The following is a 14,290-nucleotide window of genomic DNA, read 5'->3' on the forward strand; positions in this document are numbered from 1 at the left end:
TTCGGGTCCTTTCTTAACGGCGAGCCATCATTTCGTCGACGATCTCACCCAGACGCTGAAGTTTTGGTACGGAAATATCACGCAGCATCAGCTCGGTATCCGGCAGGCCAATCACCGATGACCAGACGGCGCGACCGGCTAAAAAGCCCGATGCCCCTGCCTGCATCGCCACGCTCACGGCGCGCGGGAACAGCTTATCGTCCACACCGGAGGAGAGGATCACCCACGGCATGGCAATGTTCTCGTTCAGCTTCTGCGAGGCCGCCAGCAGTTCCTGCTGCGTGCCCTTACCAAACAGCGGCATCTCCACCTTGTAGAGGTCGGCACCGCTGTCGCCCAGCTCTTTGGCCGCATCGATAATCGCCTGTTCGCGGTTAAACGCGGCTCCGCGACGCGGCGGACGCACCACCGGCTCGATAATGCTCAGCAGCCCGTTGTCGTGGCACAGCGTATTGAACGCTTTCACCATCTCCAGGCGCTGCTGCGGATCTTCATCGCTACGCCACAGCACCAGCAGCTTCAGCGCCTTGCCGCCGTCGCGTTTGACCGCCTGGGCGTCGATGCTTTTGTCGATCACCACGCTGTCGACCGGAATACCGTTCCCCGGAATAAACTCATCGGCCGCCACAATCATCGCGCAGCTGTTGGCTACGGCCTGCTGCTCCACAATCTGGCGATAGCAGAACTGCTGGTCGACGAGAATGGCAGAGGCGTACGGCGACAGAATCTTCGCCGCGTTGACCTTAAAATCCGTCAGGTGCTGGTCGGTTACCGGCACCGGCGCGCCTGCGGCGGCAAACATCAGGCGCATCGCTTCGCGCTGATCCACGGCCAGCATTGCAAAACCGCCGGAAGGTCGGGTGATATCTTTCAGGGTGTACATCGTCATTCCTCAGTCCTTTCGTATCAGTGTGATTTTTTCAGCCCGGCAGATGCGCGAACCTGTTCAAGAATGGCCGTCCAGTCTTCGCGCCCGCGCCCGGCGGCGCGTGCCTGGTTGTAAACTTCGCGAGACGCCGCGCCCAGCGGCATCGGAACGTGGAGCTGGTTAGCCACGTCGAGGGCGATCCCCAGATCTTTATGCGCAAGGTCGATCATGAAGGCGGGTGAAAGATCCCCTTTCAGCACCTTATTCGGCCATGAGGTGGTGAAGTGGCCTTTACCCGCCGGCGTGCCGCTCATCACCTTCAGCGCCACGTCAAAGGAGAGGCCAAGCGCTTCACACAGCACCGCCGCCTCGGCGGAAAGCGCGTTCAGGGCGATGCTCATGTAGTTATTGATGAGCTTCACGCGGATGCCCATGCCCGGCCCACCAGCGTTAATCAGCTCATTGCCCATCGCCATTAAGACGGGGGTGGCGCGTTCCACCTGCTGCGCGGTGCCGCCTGCCAGCAGGAGCAGCGTGCCGGCGATGGCATGGTCAGACGTGCGTCCCACGGGCACGTCCATCAGGCTGAAGCCGCGCTCAGCCATGTCGCGGGTCAGCGCGTCGGTTTGCAGCGGGTGGATGGTGGACATATCAATCACCAGTGCGTCGCGGGATAACCCTTCGCACACGCCGTGCTCGCCGAACAGCACGCTGCGCACCAGGTCGCCGTTTGGCAGCATGGTGAGGACGAATTCGGCATCCGTTGCGGCATGAGCAGGCGTAGCCGCCGCCCGTGCGCCGCTCTCTACCAGCGCCTGAACCGCCTGCGGATTCACGTCAAAGACGCTAAGCTGATGACCTTGCTTCAACAGATTCTTCGCCATTGGCGCGCCCATCTGCCCTAAACCGATAAATGCGATTGCTGACATGCCTCTCTCCTGTCACATCGTGTCAATTTTTGCGCGTTTGTGTTGTCTGTTTTTGATCGTATTTGTAATTTATAGTCAAAAAATTGACACGGGTCACTTTTTAAACATTTGGTGAAATTAAAATGAAGGCATCAGAAATCGCAGAAGGAATCACCATGACTCGCATCGTTTGTGTCGGCATTACCGTGCTGGATCGCATCTGGTATCTCGATGATTTACCTAAGGAAGGAGGGAAATATGTCGCGAAAGACTACACGGAAGTGGGCGGCGGCCCGGCGGCCACGGCGGCGGTGGCCGCGGCAAAACTGGGTGCGGAAGTGGATTTTATTGGCCGGGTGGGGGACGACGATACCGGCAGACGGTTGCTCGCGGAGCTGGAATCCCTGGGGGTGAACACCCGCTATACGCGCGTAGTTAAGGGAGCCCGCTCGTCGCAATCGGCAGTGCTGGTGGACGCAGGCGGAGAACGAGTGATTGCCAACTACCCCAGTCCCGATCTGCCCGCCGGGGCAGACTGGCTGCATGAAATCGACTTCTCCCAGTGGGATATTGTCTTAGCAGACGTGCGCTGGCATGACGGGGCAAAACAGGCATTTACCCTGGCCCGTCAGCAGGGCGTACCGACGTTGCTTGATGCGGATGTCACCCCGCAGGATATCGCTGAACTGATCGCCTTAAGCGACCACGCGGCCTTCTCCGCGCCGGGGCTGCGCCGCCTTACGCAGCGGGATAAAACAGAAAATGCCCTGAGAAAAGCACAAACGCTCACAAATGGACATGTGTATGTCACGCAGGGGCGAGACGGCTGCTTCTGGCTGGAAAACGGCGCCTTGTGTCATCAATCCGGCTTTGAGGTGAACGTGGTGGATACCACCGGCGCGGGCGACGTTTTCCACGGTGCGCTGGCGTTCAGCCTGGGACAGCAATCCACCGCCGCAGACGCCGTGCGTTTTGCCAGCGCCGTCGCAGCGCTGAAATGCACAAAGCCCGGCGGGCGCGCAGGTATACCCGACTGTGATCAAACCCGCTCTTTTTTGTCACTTTTTGTATAAAATGCGGGGCGTGATGGTTTTCAGAGGACAGCCCATGAGCCTTACCGAACTGACCGGCAACCCGCGTCACGATCAGCTGCTGACGCTGATTGCCGATCGTGGCTATATGAACATTGATGAGCTGGCGCAACTGCTGGATGTCTCCACGCAAACGGTGCGTCGGGATATCCGCAAGCTGAGCGAGCAGGGGCTGATTACGCGTCATCATGGCGGCGCGGGCAGGGCGTCCAGCGTGGTAAACACGGCGTTCGAGCAGCGCGAAGTTTCGCTGACCGCAGAGAAGCGGGCGATTGCCGAAGCCATTGCGGACTATATTCCCGATGGCTCGACCATCTTTATTACTATCGGGACCACCGTGGAGCACGTTGCCCGGGCGCTGCTTAACCATAATCATCTGCGCATCATCACCAACAGCCTGCGGGTGGCGCATATTTTGTATAAGAATCCGCGCTTTGAAGTGATGGTGCCGGGCGGCACGCTGCGTCCGCACAACGGCGGCATTATCGGCCCGGCGGCGACGGCGTTTGTGTCGGGCTTCCGGGCGGACTACCTTGTGACCAGTGTCGGGGCGATTGAACACGACGGCGCGATGATGGAGTTTGATGTCAACGAAGCCAGCGTGGTGAAAACCATGATCGCCCACTCCCGCCACATTTTACTGGCGGCCGATCATACGAAATACCATGCCTCCGCGGCGGTTGAAATCGGCAACGTGGCGCAGGCGACGGCGCTGTTCACCGATGAGCTGCCCGGCTCGGCGCTGCAAAACCACCTCAAATCCAGCAAGGTTGAAGTTGTCGAAGTCAATTCCGGAGAAGAGCAGCAGGCTGGCTGACCTTCTGATGGCCCGATATGTCGATTCGGGCCTTTCCTTTCTCTAAGCTGAATCTGGCGCATAGCTAAAGTTTCTCTTTCCCGCTACAGTTACTTTTCCACGGCGAAAGGAGATAAACATGCTTTATATCTTTGACTTAGGAAATGTAATCGTCGATATCGATTTTAACCGGGTGCTGGGCGCATGGAGCGATTTTAGCCGTGTTCCGCTGGCGACGTTAAAGCAGAATTTCGCGATGGGCGAGACTTTCCATCTGCACGAGCGCGGTGAGATTAGTGATGAAACGTTCGCAGAGCGTTTCTGCCAGGAAATGGGTCTCTCGTTAAGCTACGAGCAGTTTTCCCACGGCTGGCAGGCCATATTTGTCGCGATCCGCCCCGAAGTGATCGACATCATGCACAAGCTGCGCGAACAGGGGCATCGCGTTGTTGTGCTGTCTAATACCAACCGCCTGCATACCACCTTCTGGCCGGATGAATACCCGGAGATCCACGCGGCGGCTGATAAAGTGTATCTCTCCCAGGAGATGGGGATGCGTAAACCGGAGGCGCGCATCTACCAGGCGGTGTTGCAGGAAGAAGGATTCACGGCGGCGGATGCGGTCTTTTTTGACGACAACGCCGATAATATAGAAGGGGCTAACCAGTTAGGCATCACCTCCGTTCTGGTGACCGGAAAAGAGACGATACCGAACTACTTTGCGAAGCAGTTATGCTAAAAACCGTTCATCAAAAAGCCAACCACCACACGCGCCCGCTCAGGGCGTGGCTGAAACTCCTCTGGCACCGCATTGATGAGGACAACATGACCACGCTGGCAGGCAATCTCGCCTACGTGTCGTTGCTCTCGCTGGTTCCGCTGGTGGCGGTGATTTTTGCGCTTTTTTCGGCGTTTCCGATGTTTGCCGATGTGAGCATGCAGCTTCGTCATTTCGTTTTTGCGAACTTCATTCCTGCCACCGGTGACGTGATCCAGAACTACATCGAACAGTTTGTTGCTAACTCCAGCAAGATGACGGCGGTGGGAGCGTGTGGGCTGATTGTCACCGCGCTGCTGCTGATGTACTCCATCGACAGCGCGCTCAACACCATCTGGCGGAGCAAAAAAGTTCGCCCGAAGGTCTATTCCTTTGCCGTCTACTGGATGATATTAACCCTCGGCCCCTTGCTGGCGGGGGCGAGCCTGGCGATCAGTTCCTACCTTCTTTCGCTGCGCTGGGCGAGTGACTTAAACAGCGTGATCGATAACATGCTGCGCATCTTCCCGCTGATTTTATCGTGGCTTTCGTTCTGGCTGCTTTATAGCGTGGTGCCAACCACGCGTGTACCTAACCGGGATGCCGTGGTTGGCGCGCTGGTCGCGGCGTTGCTCTTTGAGCTGGGCAAGAAGGGATTTGCGCTTTATATCACCATGTTCCCCTCTTATCAGCTGATTTACGGCGTGCTGGCGGTGATCCCCATTTTGTTTGTCTGGGTCTACTGGACGTGGTGTATCGTCTTGCTTGGCGCCGAAATAACTGTCACTCTCGGGGTTTACCGCGAACTCAAAAAAGCAGCAGAAGCTGAAAAACAACAAGAAGCAGACCAACCATGATTGCATTAATTCAGCGCGTAACCCGTGCCAGCGTCACCGTGGAGGATGAGGTGACGGGTGAAATTGGCCCAGGACTTTTGGTGCTCCTGGGTGTCGAAAAGGATGATGACGAACAAAAAGCCAACCGCCTGTGCGAGCGCGTGCTGGGCTACCGGATTTTCAGCGATGCGGAAGGCAAGATGAACCTGAACGTTCAACAGGCTGGCGGCAGCGTGCTGGTGGTCTCCCAGTTTACGCTGGCCGCCGATACCGAGCGCGGCATGCGCCCGAGTTTTTCGAAGGGCGCGGCACCGGATCGCGCAGAAGCCCTTTACGCGTATTTTGTTGAGCGCTGTCGCCAACAGGACATGAATACACAAACCGGACGATTCGCTGCGGATATGCAGGTTTCGCTGGTGAACGATGGCCCCGTCACATTCTGGCTCCAGGTTTGAGCCAGCTGGCGGCCTGGCCGCGGGTAACAAGAGAGAGTACAGCTATGTATCACCTTCGAGTACCGCAAACGGAAGAAGAGTTAGAGGTTTATTACCATTTCCGCTGGGAAATGCTGCGCAAGCCATTACATCAGCCGAAAGGATCTGAACGCGACGCCTGGGATGCGATGGCGCATCATCAGATGGTGGTGGATGAAGAGGGCAACCTCGTCGCCGTGGGGCGTCTGTATATCAATGCCGATAACGAAGCCTCTATTCGCTTTATGGCCGTTCACCCCTCCGTACAGGACAAAGGCCTCGGAACGCTGATGGCGATGACGCTGGAATCCGTTGCCCGTCAGGAAGGGGTTAAGCGCGTCACCTGTAGCGCCCGCGAAGATGCCGTTGAGTTCTTTGCCAAGCTCGGTTTCGTGAATCAGGGTGAAATCAGCGCCCCGCAAACCACGCCGATTCGTCACTTTTTGATGATCAAACCTATCGCTACCCTGGATGATATTCTCCATCGCGCCGACTGGTGCGGACAGCTCCAGCAGGCGTGGTATCAGCACATACCGCTCAGTGAAAAAATGGGCGTGCGTATTCAGCAGTATACCGGACAAAAATTTATCACCACCATGCCGGAAACCGGCAACCAGAACCCGCACCATACCCTGTTTGCCGGGAGCCTGTTTTCTCTCGCCACGCTCACCGGCTGGGGGCTGATCTGGCTGATGCTGCGCGAGCGTCATCTCGGCGGCACTATTATTCTTGCCGATGCCCATATTCGTTACAGCGCGCCGATCAGCGGCAAGCCGAGCGCGGTGGCCGACCTGGGCGCTCTGGGCGGCGATCTCGACCGCCTGGCGCGCGGACGTAAAGCACGCGTGCAGATGCAGGTTGAGCTGTTTGGCGATGATACGCCAGGCGCGGTGTTTGAAGGCACCTATATCGTTCTTCCTGCGAAGCCGTATGGCGCGTATGAAGAGGGTGGGAACGAGGAGGAGTAGCCTCCTCTTTACTCTCGCCCGGCATGGTGAATGCGCCAGGCAATATCCCGCATTACGTCTCGTGCTGACTGGCTAATTCCACCCAACTGAAAGAAGCCGTGTATTACACCTCGCCATCGTTGAGCGGTACACTTCACGCCTTGCTCCGTAAGGCGCTGACAAAGCGCCTCGCCTTCGTCGCGTAACGGATCATACTCAGCGGTAACAATGTGGACCTTTGGCAGACCGCTAAAGTCGTTGCGCCACAGTGGACTGACTTCAGGATGCTGACGGTCGGCTCCAGCCAGATACATTTCATAGCCGCTAAAAAGGGTATCGCGAGTAATCACGTAATCCATGCCATTGAGGGTATAGCTTTCAAAACTGGCCGTGGCGTCAAGCATGGGGTAGATAAGAATGAGCTGCGCGGGATCCCAGAGACCTTTGGCCTTAAGCCGCAATGACGTTACCAGCGCAAGATGGCCTCCCGCGCTGTCTCCACAAAGCGTAATCCAGTTTTTATCCACACCTAATTGTTCTGCATTTTGCCAGACAAGATCTGCCGCTCTCTCTGCATCGTCATGCGCAGCGGGGAAGGTATGCTCGGGTGCGAGTCTGTACTGAACCGCAATGACCCGACAGTTACCGTAAAACGCCAGTTGGCGAAGCTGATTATCATGGGTTTCAAACCCACCGCTGACAAAACAACCGCCATGATAGTAGAGGGCACAAGGTAACGTTTCAGGGGCATTGACAGGCGAAAATACCCGAAAGGTCAGATCCTCAAGAACAAGCGTTTCAATCTGAACGCGTGTTTCTGTCTCCCCAGCCAGCGCTGTGCTGGCTACATACCCGGCTCTCCGGTCATCAATACTCTGTTTCCGAGAGGAAGGCCGTCCTGCTGCAATAAACTCTTGTACAAGCTTATCAATACCCTTTTCCAGCGCCATGGCTACGTCCTTTTACTGTATTTTTATACAGTTTATAACCTGATTTACAACAGATGAAAACAGAGAAATGTGAAAAGGTGAACGTTCTGGAAAGCGCCTCGCAAAATTCATTTTTCCCAAAAAAATGCACTTTAACCCTAAAGTATTCAAGTGTATTTTGCCTGAAAATTAACCGCAGATGATATACTAAGGTGATATATGAGTCTTTTGGCGGATTTTGAGATGGGCAGAATACTGATTGATTTGTCTGATGACGTAATTCAACGGCTGGATAACCTGAAGCAGCTGCGTAACCAGCCCCGCGCCGAATTGCTTCGGGAAGCCATTGAACAATATCTCGACCAGCAGAGTTCTTCGGTAATTCGTGATGCGCTTGGTTTGTGGGGAAATCAGCAAGAAGATGGGCTGGAGTACGAACGCAAGCTTCGTGAGGAGTGGTAGTCATGGAACACATGGCAGTGTTTGATACCAATATTCTCATCGATCTCTTTAACAATCGCGTAGAAGCTGCCGATACGATCGATCGTACGGCCTCGCATCGGGCGATTAGCCTTATCACGTGGATGGAGGTCATGGTCGGCGCGCGCAGGCATGGTCATGAAGCGAAAACGGCAGCTGTCATGGGCGCTTTTGAAATTATCGACGTCTCGCGGGATATCGCTGAAAGAAGCGTTGTGCTCCGTGAGAAACACGGGATGAAACTGCCTGATGCCATCATTTTGGCCACAGCCCTAAGCAGAAATTGTCCCCTGGTGTCCCGCAATACCAAAGACTTTGCCGGAATAGCCGGGGTTGTTTCCCCTTACCAGCTGTAGGCCGGGCAAGCTCGCGCCGCCCGGCACGCTTACAGGAGATTACTCCCCTTCACCCGGGAACAGGAACGGGTTAATCGAGCTACGGGCAAAGCCCTCCTGCTCCATCTTCGCATCCAGAATCAGCGAGGCGAGATCGTCGGCCACCGCTTCGACTTTCGGGTCCTTTTCCTGATACAGAATCTTCAGGTAAGTCCCGCAGTCGCCGCAGCTTTCGGCTTTCACCGCCGCGTCTTCATTTTCCAGCGACCAGTAGTTGAGATCGCGAGTCTGCTCGCAGTTGCTGCACTTGATGCGCACCACGTGCCACTCGGTTTCACACAGGTTGCAATGCAGGTAGCGCAGCCCCTGCGTGGTCCCAATCTGCACCATGCTGGAGACCGGCATTGAGCCGCACACCGGACAGAACTGACGCGCTTCGCCGTATTCGGCGCGGGCTTTGCCCGGGATCAGGCTCGCCATTTGCGCCCAGTAAAGCGACAGCGCAGCCCAGATAAACGGCGCTTTATCGCTGCTGACCAGCGAGAAGTCGGAGGCAAACAGCGCGCTCGCCATCTCTTCCAGCTCCAGGTCAGAGGCTTTTTCCAGATTCTCGATGACCGCCAGCGCCGTGCCGCTCATCTCCGGCTTCAGCTCGGCAATCAGCGAATGCAGCAGCTTATGCCAGTGCTTGTCGCGCGGCAGGACGTGAATATCCAGCGGCGGCTTGCCCTGCTCGTTAGCTTCTTTGATGCGCGCGGTCAGGTCCATTTGCAGCGGGTGATCGTACAGCACCACCTCCTGCGCATGGGCGACCAGCGCGGCAAAACGCAGAAAATCGCCCAGCGGGTTGTTCTCTGCCAGCTCGCGCAGACGCTCTGCGCGGCGGTTGTAGAGGTTCTTGAGTCTGGGGAATAACAACGGCGGAATATACTCCGCCGTACGTTTCTCGCTCGACCCCAGCTCATCTTGCGGGATTATGCGAATACTCATTCAGATGACTTTTCCTGTTTCTGGCGGACTTCACGGTACCAGCGCGGGTGATGTTTCTTCGCCCACGTTTTGGTTACCCATCCTTCCACCATCGCGGTAATGGTGCCTTTCACCCAGAGGGCGGCGTAAATATGCACCATGATAACCACAATTAACGCCACTGCGGCAAATGAATGCAGCATTAACGCAAATCGGATCACCGGGATTGAGAAAGCAGGCGCAAAGTACGGACGCCAGATGATCACGCCGCTCACCAGCAACAGGACCAGGAAGATAATCGCCGCCCAGAATACGCATTTCTGACCGAAGTTATAACGCCCGGTATCACCTACTTCCTCGTTGACGACGATCTTACGAATATTCTTCGCCCAAAAGATATCATCCCGATTGATTAGGTTATGGTGCCAGTAACGGAAAAACATGATGATAAACGAGGCAAACATCACCACACCCACGAACGGGTGAAGGATGCGCGCCAGCTGCGGCGTGCCCAGGATCTGCATCAGCCAGTTGAAGGAGGGGAAGAAGAACCCCAGCCCGCTTATCGCCGCCAGCATGAAGCAGAAGGCGGTGACCCAGTGGTTGATGCGTTCCGGCGCGGTGTAGCGCACGATGGTGTCACGTTTTCTCATTTGCGCACCTCGTCTTTCTCTTCATGCAGGTTGTCGTCTTCCTCTTCCGCACGGTTCGGACCGACGCCGACGTAGTGGAAGATGCTCGCTGCGAAGGTGGCAGCAAAGCCCACCGCGGCCAGCGGTTTCCAGATGCCTTTCCAGAACTTCACGGTGGCGCTGATTTCCGGGTTCTCCGGCAGGCCGTGATACAGGTTCGGCTTGTCGGCGTGGTGCAGCACGTACATCACGTGCGTACCGCCAACCCCGGCCGGATCGTACAGGCCCGCGTTGTCGTAACCACGGGTTTTCAGCTCGCCCACGCGCTCTGCCGCCAGCGTTTTCATATCCTCTTTGGAGCCAAAGTGGATAGCGCCGGTTGGGCAGGTCTTCACGCATGCAGGCTCCTGGCCCACGTTAACGCGGTCAACGCACAGGGTACATTTGTAGACGCGGTTGTCTTCCGGGTTCATGCGCGGCACGTCGAACGGACAGCCCGCGATGCAGTAGCCGCAGCCAATGCACTGCTCGGACTGGAAGTCGACGATGCCGTTGGCATACTGAATGATAGCCCCTTCTGACGGACACGCCTTCAGGCAGCCCGGATCCGCGCAGTGCATACAGCCGTCTTTGCGGATAAGCCATTCCAGTTTGTCGTTCTGCTCCACTTCCGAGAAACGCATTACCGTCCAGGACTTGGCGGTCAGGTCTGCCGGGTTGTCGTACACCCCGACGTTGTGACCCACTTCGTCACGGATGTCGTTCCACTCTGAACAGGCCACCTGACAGGCTTTACAGCCGATACAGGTGGTCACGTCGATCAGCTTCGCCACTTCCTGCTGGTGGTCCCGCGCCTGAGGCGCGGGCGTGAAACCGTTAGTCGCGGAACGACGGATAATGTCTTGAGATTGATAAGCCATAAGTCGTCTCCGTTACACCTTTTCCACGTTCACGAGGAAGGCCTTAAACTCCGGCGTCTGCGTGTTCGCATCGCCGACGAACGGCGTCAGGGTGTTCGCAATGAACCCTTTCTTCGCCACGCCCTCATAGCCCCAGTGAATCGGAATACCGATGGTATCCACCTGCTGACCGTGAACGTTCAGCGTGCGAATACGCTTGGTCACCACCGCCTTGGCTTTGATGTAGCCACGGTTAGAGGAGACCTTCACGGTATCGCCATGGGCAATGCCGAGCTTGTTCGCCAGCTTCTCGCCGATCTCCACAAACTGTTCCGGCTGCGCGATAGCGTTAAGCAGCGCGTGCTTGGTCCAGTAGTGGAAGTGTTCGGTCAGACGGTAAGTGGTGCCCACGTACGGGAACTTGTCCTTTTTACCCAGCGCTTCAAAGTCGCCCTTGAAGATACGGGCTGCCGGGTTAGAGACCACGTTCGGGTGCAGCGGGTTGGTGCCCAGCGGCGTCTCAAACGGCTCGTAGTGTTCCGGGAACGGCCCTTCCGCCATCTTGTCGATAGCAAACAGTCGCCCCATCCCTTCAGGCTGCATGATAAACGGCCCGACGTCGCTGCCCGGTGCGGCAGTGCTGTAGTCCGGAATATCCACGCCGCCCCATTTCGCGCCGTCCCACTTCAGAAGCTGACGCTTCGGATCCCACGGGTTGCCCTGCGGATCAGCGGAGGCACGGTTATAGAGGATGCGGCGGTTGAGCGGCCACGCCCATGCCCAGCCCAGCGTATTGCCGAGGCCCGACGGGTCGGCGTTGTCGCGGTTGGCCATCTGGTTACCTTTCGGCGTCCAGCTACCGGCAAAGATCCAGCAGCCGCTTGACGTCGTACCGTCATCGCGCAGGTGCGCGAAGGTGCTGAGCTGGTCGCCTTTCTTCGCCAGAACCGCACCGGTCGCCGGGTCGATAACGTCCGCCAGCGCCTTACCGTTGCTCTCCATGGCCACTTCTTCCGGCGCAGGGTTTTCCGGCGTCGAGTAGTTCCAGGTCATGTTCAGCACCGGCTCAGGCGTTGCGCCGCCCTCAGAGGCGTACATCTTACGCAGGCGTAAGAAGATGCCGGCCAGGATCTCGCCGTCGTTCAGGGCAATGCCCGGGGCGTCCGCGCCTTTCCAGTGCCACTGCAACCAGCGGCCAGAGTTAACGATAGAACCGTTTTCTTCCGCGAAGCAGGTAGACGGCAGACGGAACACTTCGGTCTGAATCTTCGACGGATCGACGTCGTTCGACTCACCGTGATTCTGCCAGAAGGTCGAGGTTTCGGTATTGAGCGGGTCAATCGTCACCAGGAACTTCAGCTTCGACAGAGACTCGACAACCTTGTTCTTGTTCGGGAACGATGCGACCGGGTTAAAGCCCTGGCAGATATAGCCGTTGACCTGGCCCTGGTGCATCATCTCGAAGTACTGGAGGACGTCGTAACCTTTGTCCCACTTCGGCAGCCAGTCAAAGCCCCAGCTGTTTTCCGCCGTCGCCTTGTCGCCGTAGAAGGCTTTCATCAGCGAGACGAAGAACTTCGGATAGTTGCCCCAGTAGTTCACCTGGCCTTCGAGCAGCGGTTTTGGCGTGCTGGCCGTCAGGTAAGTTTGCAGGTCAGTCTGTTTCTCGCTCGGCAGGTTCATGTAGCCCGTCAGGCTCTGCGACAGCAGGCCGAGGTCGGTCAGACCCTGGATGTTAGAGTGACCGCGCAGGGCGTTTACGCCGCCGCCAGCCATTCCCATGTTGCCGAGCAGCAGCTGAACCATTGCCATGGTGCGGATGTTTTGCGCGCCGATGGAGTGCTGCGTCCAGCCGAGCGCATACAGGAACGACGCGGTTTTATCTTTCGCGCTGGTTTCCGCAATCAGCTCGCACACCTTCAGGAAGTCTGCTTTCGGCGTCCCGCAGATGTTTTCGACAACGTCCGGCGTGTAGCGGGAAACGTGCTCTTTCAGCAGGTTCCACACGCAGCGCGGGTGTTGCAGGGTTGTGTCGCGCTTCGCAAAGCCGTTTTCGTCCAGCTCATAGTTCCAGCTGGTTTTGTCGTATTTGCGTTTTTCTGCGTCATAACCGCTGAACAGGCCATCGTCGAAGCTGTAATCCTCACGCACGATCAGGCTGGCGTTGGTATAGGCTTCGGTGTATTCGCGGTTATATTTTTCGTTGGTCATCAGGTACAGCAATACGCCTGACAGGAAAGTGATGTCAGTACCTGAACGAATAGGGGTGTAGAAATCCGCCACTGACGCCGTACGCGTAAAGCGGGGATCGATCACAATCAGTTTCGCACCGTTGTGGATTTTGGCTTCCATCGCCCAGCGGAACCCGACAGGGTGCGCTTCAGCGGCGTTACCGCCCATCACCACAATGAGGTTGGCGTTCTTGATGTCGACCCAGTGGTTGGTCATCGCACCGCGACCAAATGTTGGAGCAAGACTTGCTACCGTTGGTCCGTGTCAGACACGCGCCTGGTTGTCGACCGCGAGCATACCGAGTGCGCGCGTAAATTTCTGGGTTAAATAGCCGGTTTCGTTACTTGAGGCTGAAGCACACAGCATCCCGGTGGAGAGCCAGCGGTTAACGGTGGTGCCTTCGGCATTCTTCGCGATAAAGTTGGCATCGCGGTCTTCTTTCATCAGTTTAGCGATGCGATCGAACGCTTCATCCCAGCTGATTTGCTGCCATTTATCAGAGCCTGGCGCGCGATACTCAGGAAACTTCAGGCGGCTCTCGGAGTGGATAAAATCTACCAGACCGGCCCCTTTCGGACACAGCGCACCACGGTTGACCGGATGATCCGGATCGCCTTCAATGTGGAAAATAGATGCTTTGGCGTTTTTCGCACCGTCGCCGAGGCTATACATTAACAGCCCACAGCCGACGGAGCAGTACGTACAGGTGTTACGGGTTTCGCGGGTGCGCAGCAGTTTATACTGCCGCGTTTCCGCCAGCGCTACGCCGGGCGCAAAGCCCAGTGCCGCCGCCGTGGTGCCTGCCATACCGCCAGCGCAGATCTTAAAGAACTGCCTTCTGCTGACCTGCATGGGTCACTCCTTGGTTCATTACGACATTGCTATGTAGTTTTACTTTGCGGTTGAGAATTAACCGCAAAGGAGAAAAATTTGCATTAAACCCCCATTTCTCCGAGGGATAAGCGCAGAATACCACAATGTCGGTACGCCTGTTCCAACGGCGTTAAAACAAAGTGAACGTATTATCACGGCATTGATTATAAAATGTGATATCAATCACATTTTTCTCTGAGGATGTTAAGGGTGTGTAGCAGGCGACCGGTTGCACCCCTCCGAATTGAGTAGGAGAATGGTTGCT

General features: G+C 56.6%; 15 protein-coding genes. 8 read left to right on the forward strand and 7 right to left on the reverse strand.

Annotated features, from left to right (window positions below; all coding sequences use genetic code 11):
• Positions 1 to 13: 13 nt before the first annotated feature.
• Both yihT and yihU read right to left on the reverse strand, forming a co-directional pair.
• Positions 14 to 889 (reverse strand): sulfofructosephosphate aldolase, encoded by an 876-nt coding sequence (gene yihT / locus A3466_RS05075; RefSeq protein WP_063449674.1) that lies wholly within the window; start codon positions 887 to 889, stop codon positions 14 to 16.
• A 17-nt stretch (positions 890 to 906) separates the two neighbouring features.
• Positions 907 to 1,797: a sulfolactaldehyde 3-reductase gene (gene yihU, locus A3466_RS05080; RefSeq protein WP_063449675.1), complete on the reverse strand. Its 891-nt coding sequence runs from the start codon at positions 1,795 to 1,797 to the stop codon at positions 907 to 909.
• Between the two features lie 155 nt (positions 1,798 to 1,952).
• Here yihU and A3466_RS05085 point away from each other — a divergent pair, with 155 nt between their 5' ends.
• The 6 genes from A3466_RS05085 (at position 1,953) to fabY (ending at position 6,697) form a co-directional block, all read left to right on the forward strand.
• Entirely contained in the window at positions 1,953 to 2,849 is an 897-nt protein-coding gene (locus A3466_RS05085; RefSeq protein ID WP_063449676.1) for a sugar kinase, read from the forward strand.
• A 34-nt stretch (positions 2,850 to 2,883) separates the two neighbouring features.
• A complete protein-coding gene (locus A3466_RS05090; RefSeq protein ID WP_063449677.1) occupies positions 2,884 to 3,684 on the forward strand; it encodes a DeoR/GlpR family DNA-binding transcription regulator in 801 nt (266 codons plus the stop codon).
• A 118-nt stretch (positions 3,685 to 3,802) separates the two neighbouring features.
• Positions 3,803 to 4,402, forward strand: a complete 600-nt coding sequence (gene yihX / locus A3466_RS05095; RefSeq protein ID WP_063449678.1) for a glucose-1-phosphatase — start codon at positions 3,803 to 3,805, stop codon at positions 4,400 to 4,402.
• The gene (locus tag A3466_RS05100) at positions 4,396 to 5,277 is read left to right on the forward strand and encodes a virulence factor BrkB family protein (protein WP_063449679.1); all 882 of its coding nucleotides are present in this window, start codon (positions 4,396 to 4,398) and stop codon (positions 5,275 to 5,277) included. The genes yihX and A3466_RS05100 overlap by 7 nt, the downstream gene beginning before the upstream one ends.
• Positions 5,274 to 5,711, forward strand: a complete 438-nt coding sequence (gene dtd, locus A3466_RS05105; RefSeq protein WP_063449680.1) for a D-aminoacyl-tRNA deacylase — start codon at positions 5,274 to 5,276, stop codon at positions 5,709 to 5,711. The genes A3466_RS05100 and dtd overlap by 4 nt, the downstream gene beginning before the upstream one ends.
• A gap of 44 nt (positions 5,712 to 5,755) precedes the next feature.
• Positions 5,756 to 6,697 carry a fatty acid biosynthesis protein FabY gene (fabY, locus tag A3466_RS05110; RefSeq protein ID WP_063449681.1) on the forward strand — a complete coding sequence of 314 codons (942 nt, stop codon included), beginning with the start codon at positions 5,756 to 5,758 and terminating at the stop codon, positions 6,695 to 6,697.
• Positions 6,698 to 6,705: 8 nt separating this feature from the next.
• On the opposite strand, the gene A3466_RS05115 is transcribed toward fabY, so the two are convergent.
• Positions 6,706 to 7,626 carry an alpha/beta hydrolase gene (locus A3466_RS05115; protein WP_063449682.1) on the reverse strand — a complete coding sequence of 307 codons (921 nt, stop codon included), beginning with the start codon at positions 7,624 to 7,626 and terminating at the stop codon, positions 6,706 to 6,708.
• Between the two features lie 198 nt (positions 7,627 to 7,824).
• On the opposite strand from A3466_RS05115, the gene A3466_RS05120 reads away from it, so the two are divergent.
• Both A3466_RS05120 and A3466_RS05125 read left to right on the forward strand, forming a co-directional pair.
• Entirely contained in the window at positions 7,825 to 8,067 is a 243-nt protein-coding gene (locus A3466_RS05120) for a CopG family transcriptional regulator (protein ID WP_063449683.1), read from the forward strand.
• 2 nt (positions 8,068 to 8,069) lie between these two features.
• Positions 8,070 to 8,441, forward strand: coding sequence for a type II toxin-antitoxin system VapC family toxin (locus tag A3466_RS05125; protein ID WP_063449684.1), 372 nt, complete (start codon positions 8,070 to 8,072; stop codon positions 8,439 to 8,441).
• 39 nt (positions 8,442 to 8,480) lie between these two features.
• Here A3466_RS05125 and fdhE read toward each other — a convergent pair whose 3' ends face one another.
• From fdhE to fdnG, 4 genes are read right to left on the reverse strand one after another with little or no spacing between them, the layout of a single operon-like run.
• The gene (fdhE, locus tag A3466_RS05130) at positions 8,481 to 9,410 is read right to left on the reverse strand and encodes a formate dehydrogenase accessory protein FdhE (RefSeq protein ID WP_063449685.1); all 930 of its coding nucleotides are present in this window, start codon (positions 9,408 to 9,410) and stop codon (positions 8,481 to 8,483) included.
• Positions 9,407 to 10,042 carry a formate dehydrogenase cytochrome b556 subunit gene (gene fdoI, locus A3466_RS05135; protein ID WP_015569914.1) on the reverse strand — a complete coding sequence of 212 codons (636 nt, stop codon included), beginning with the start codon at positions 10,040 to 10,042 and terminating at the stop codon, positions 9,407 to 9,409. The genes fdhE and fdoI overlap by 4 nt, the downstream gene beginning before the upstream one ends.
• Positions 10,039 to 10,941: a formate dehydrogenase subunit beta gene (gene fdxH, locus A3466_RS05140; protein WP_003861960.1), complete on the reverse strand. Its 903-nt coding sequence runs from the start codon at positions 10,939 to 10,941 to the stop codon at positions 10,039 to 10,041. Before fdxH ends, fdoI begins: the two co-directional genes overlap by 4 nt.
• 12 nt (positions 10,942 to 10,953) lie before the next feature.
• Positions 10,954 to 14,004 carry a formate dehydrogenase-N subunit alpha gene (fdnG, locus tag A3466_RS05145; protein WP_120286574.1) on the reverse strand — a complete coding sequence of 1,017 codons (3,051 nt, stop codon included), beginning with the start codon at positions 14,002 to 14,004 and terminating at the stop codon, positions 10,954 to 10,956.
• Positions 14,005 to 14,290: the final 286 nt, after the last annotated feature.

This window comes from Enterobacter genomosp. S, assembly GCF_001631805.1.
Lineage (GTDB): Bacteria > Pseudomonadota > Gammaproteobacteria > Enterobacterales > Enterobacteriaceae > Enterobacter > Enterobacter quasihormaechei.

Coding starts and splice junctions, on each gene's coding strand:
- A3466_RS05100 (WP_063449679.1), top strand. CDS start 4,396: ATGCTAAAAACCGTTCATCAAAAAGCCAACCACCACACGCGCCCGCTC.
- dtd (WP_063449680.1), top strand. CDS start 5,274: ATGATTGCATTAATTCAGCGCGTAACCCGTGCCAGCGTCACCGTGGAG.
- yihX (WP_063449678.1), top strand. CDS start 3,803: ATGCTTTATATCTTTGACTTAGGAAATGTAATCGTCGATATCGATTTT.
- fdoI (WP_015569914.1), bottom strand. CDS start 10,042: ATGAGAAAACGTGACACCATCGTGCGCTACACCGCGCCGGAACGCATC.
- fdxH (WP_003861960.1), bottom strand. CDS start 10,941: ATGGCTTATCAATCTCAAGACATTATCCGTCGTTCCGCGACTAACGGT.
- A3466_RS05085 (WP_063449676.1), top strand. CDS start 1,953: ATGACTCGCATCGTTTGTGTCGGCATTACCGTGCTGGATCGCATCTGG.
- yihU (WP_063449675.1), bottom strand. CDS start 1,797: ATGTCAGCAATCGCATTTATCGGTTTAGGGCAGATGGGCGCGCCAATG.
- A3466_RS05125 (WP_063449684.1), top strand. CDS start 8,070: ATGGAACACATGGCAGTGTTTGATACCAATATTCTCATCGATCTCTTT.
- A3466_RS05115 (WP_063449682.1), bottom strand. CDS start 7,626: ATGGCGCTGGAAAAGGGTATTGATAAGCTTGTACAAGAGTTTATTGCA.
- fabY (WP_063449681.1), top strand. CDS start 5,756: ATGTATCACCTTCGAGTACCGCAAACGGAAGAAGAGTTAGAGGTTTAT.
- A3466_RS05120 (WP_063449683.1), top strand. CDS start 7,825: ATGAGTCTTTTGGCGGATTTTGAGATGGGCAGAATACTGATTGATTTG.
- A3466_RS05090 (WP_063449677.1), top strand. CDS start 2,884: ATGAGCCTTACCGAACTGACCGGCAACCCGCGTCACGATCAGCTGCTG.
- yihT (WP_063449674.1), bottom strand. CDS start 889: ATGACGATGTACACCCTGAAAGATATCACCCGACCTTCCGGCGGTTTT.
- fdhE (WP_063449685.1), bottom strand. CDS start 9,410: ATGAGTATTCGCATAATCCCGCAAGATGAGCTGGGGTCGAGCGAGAAA.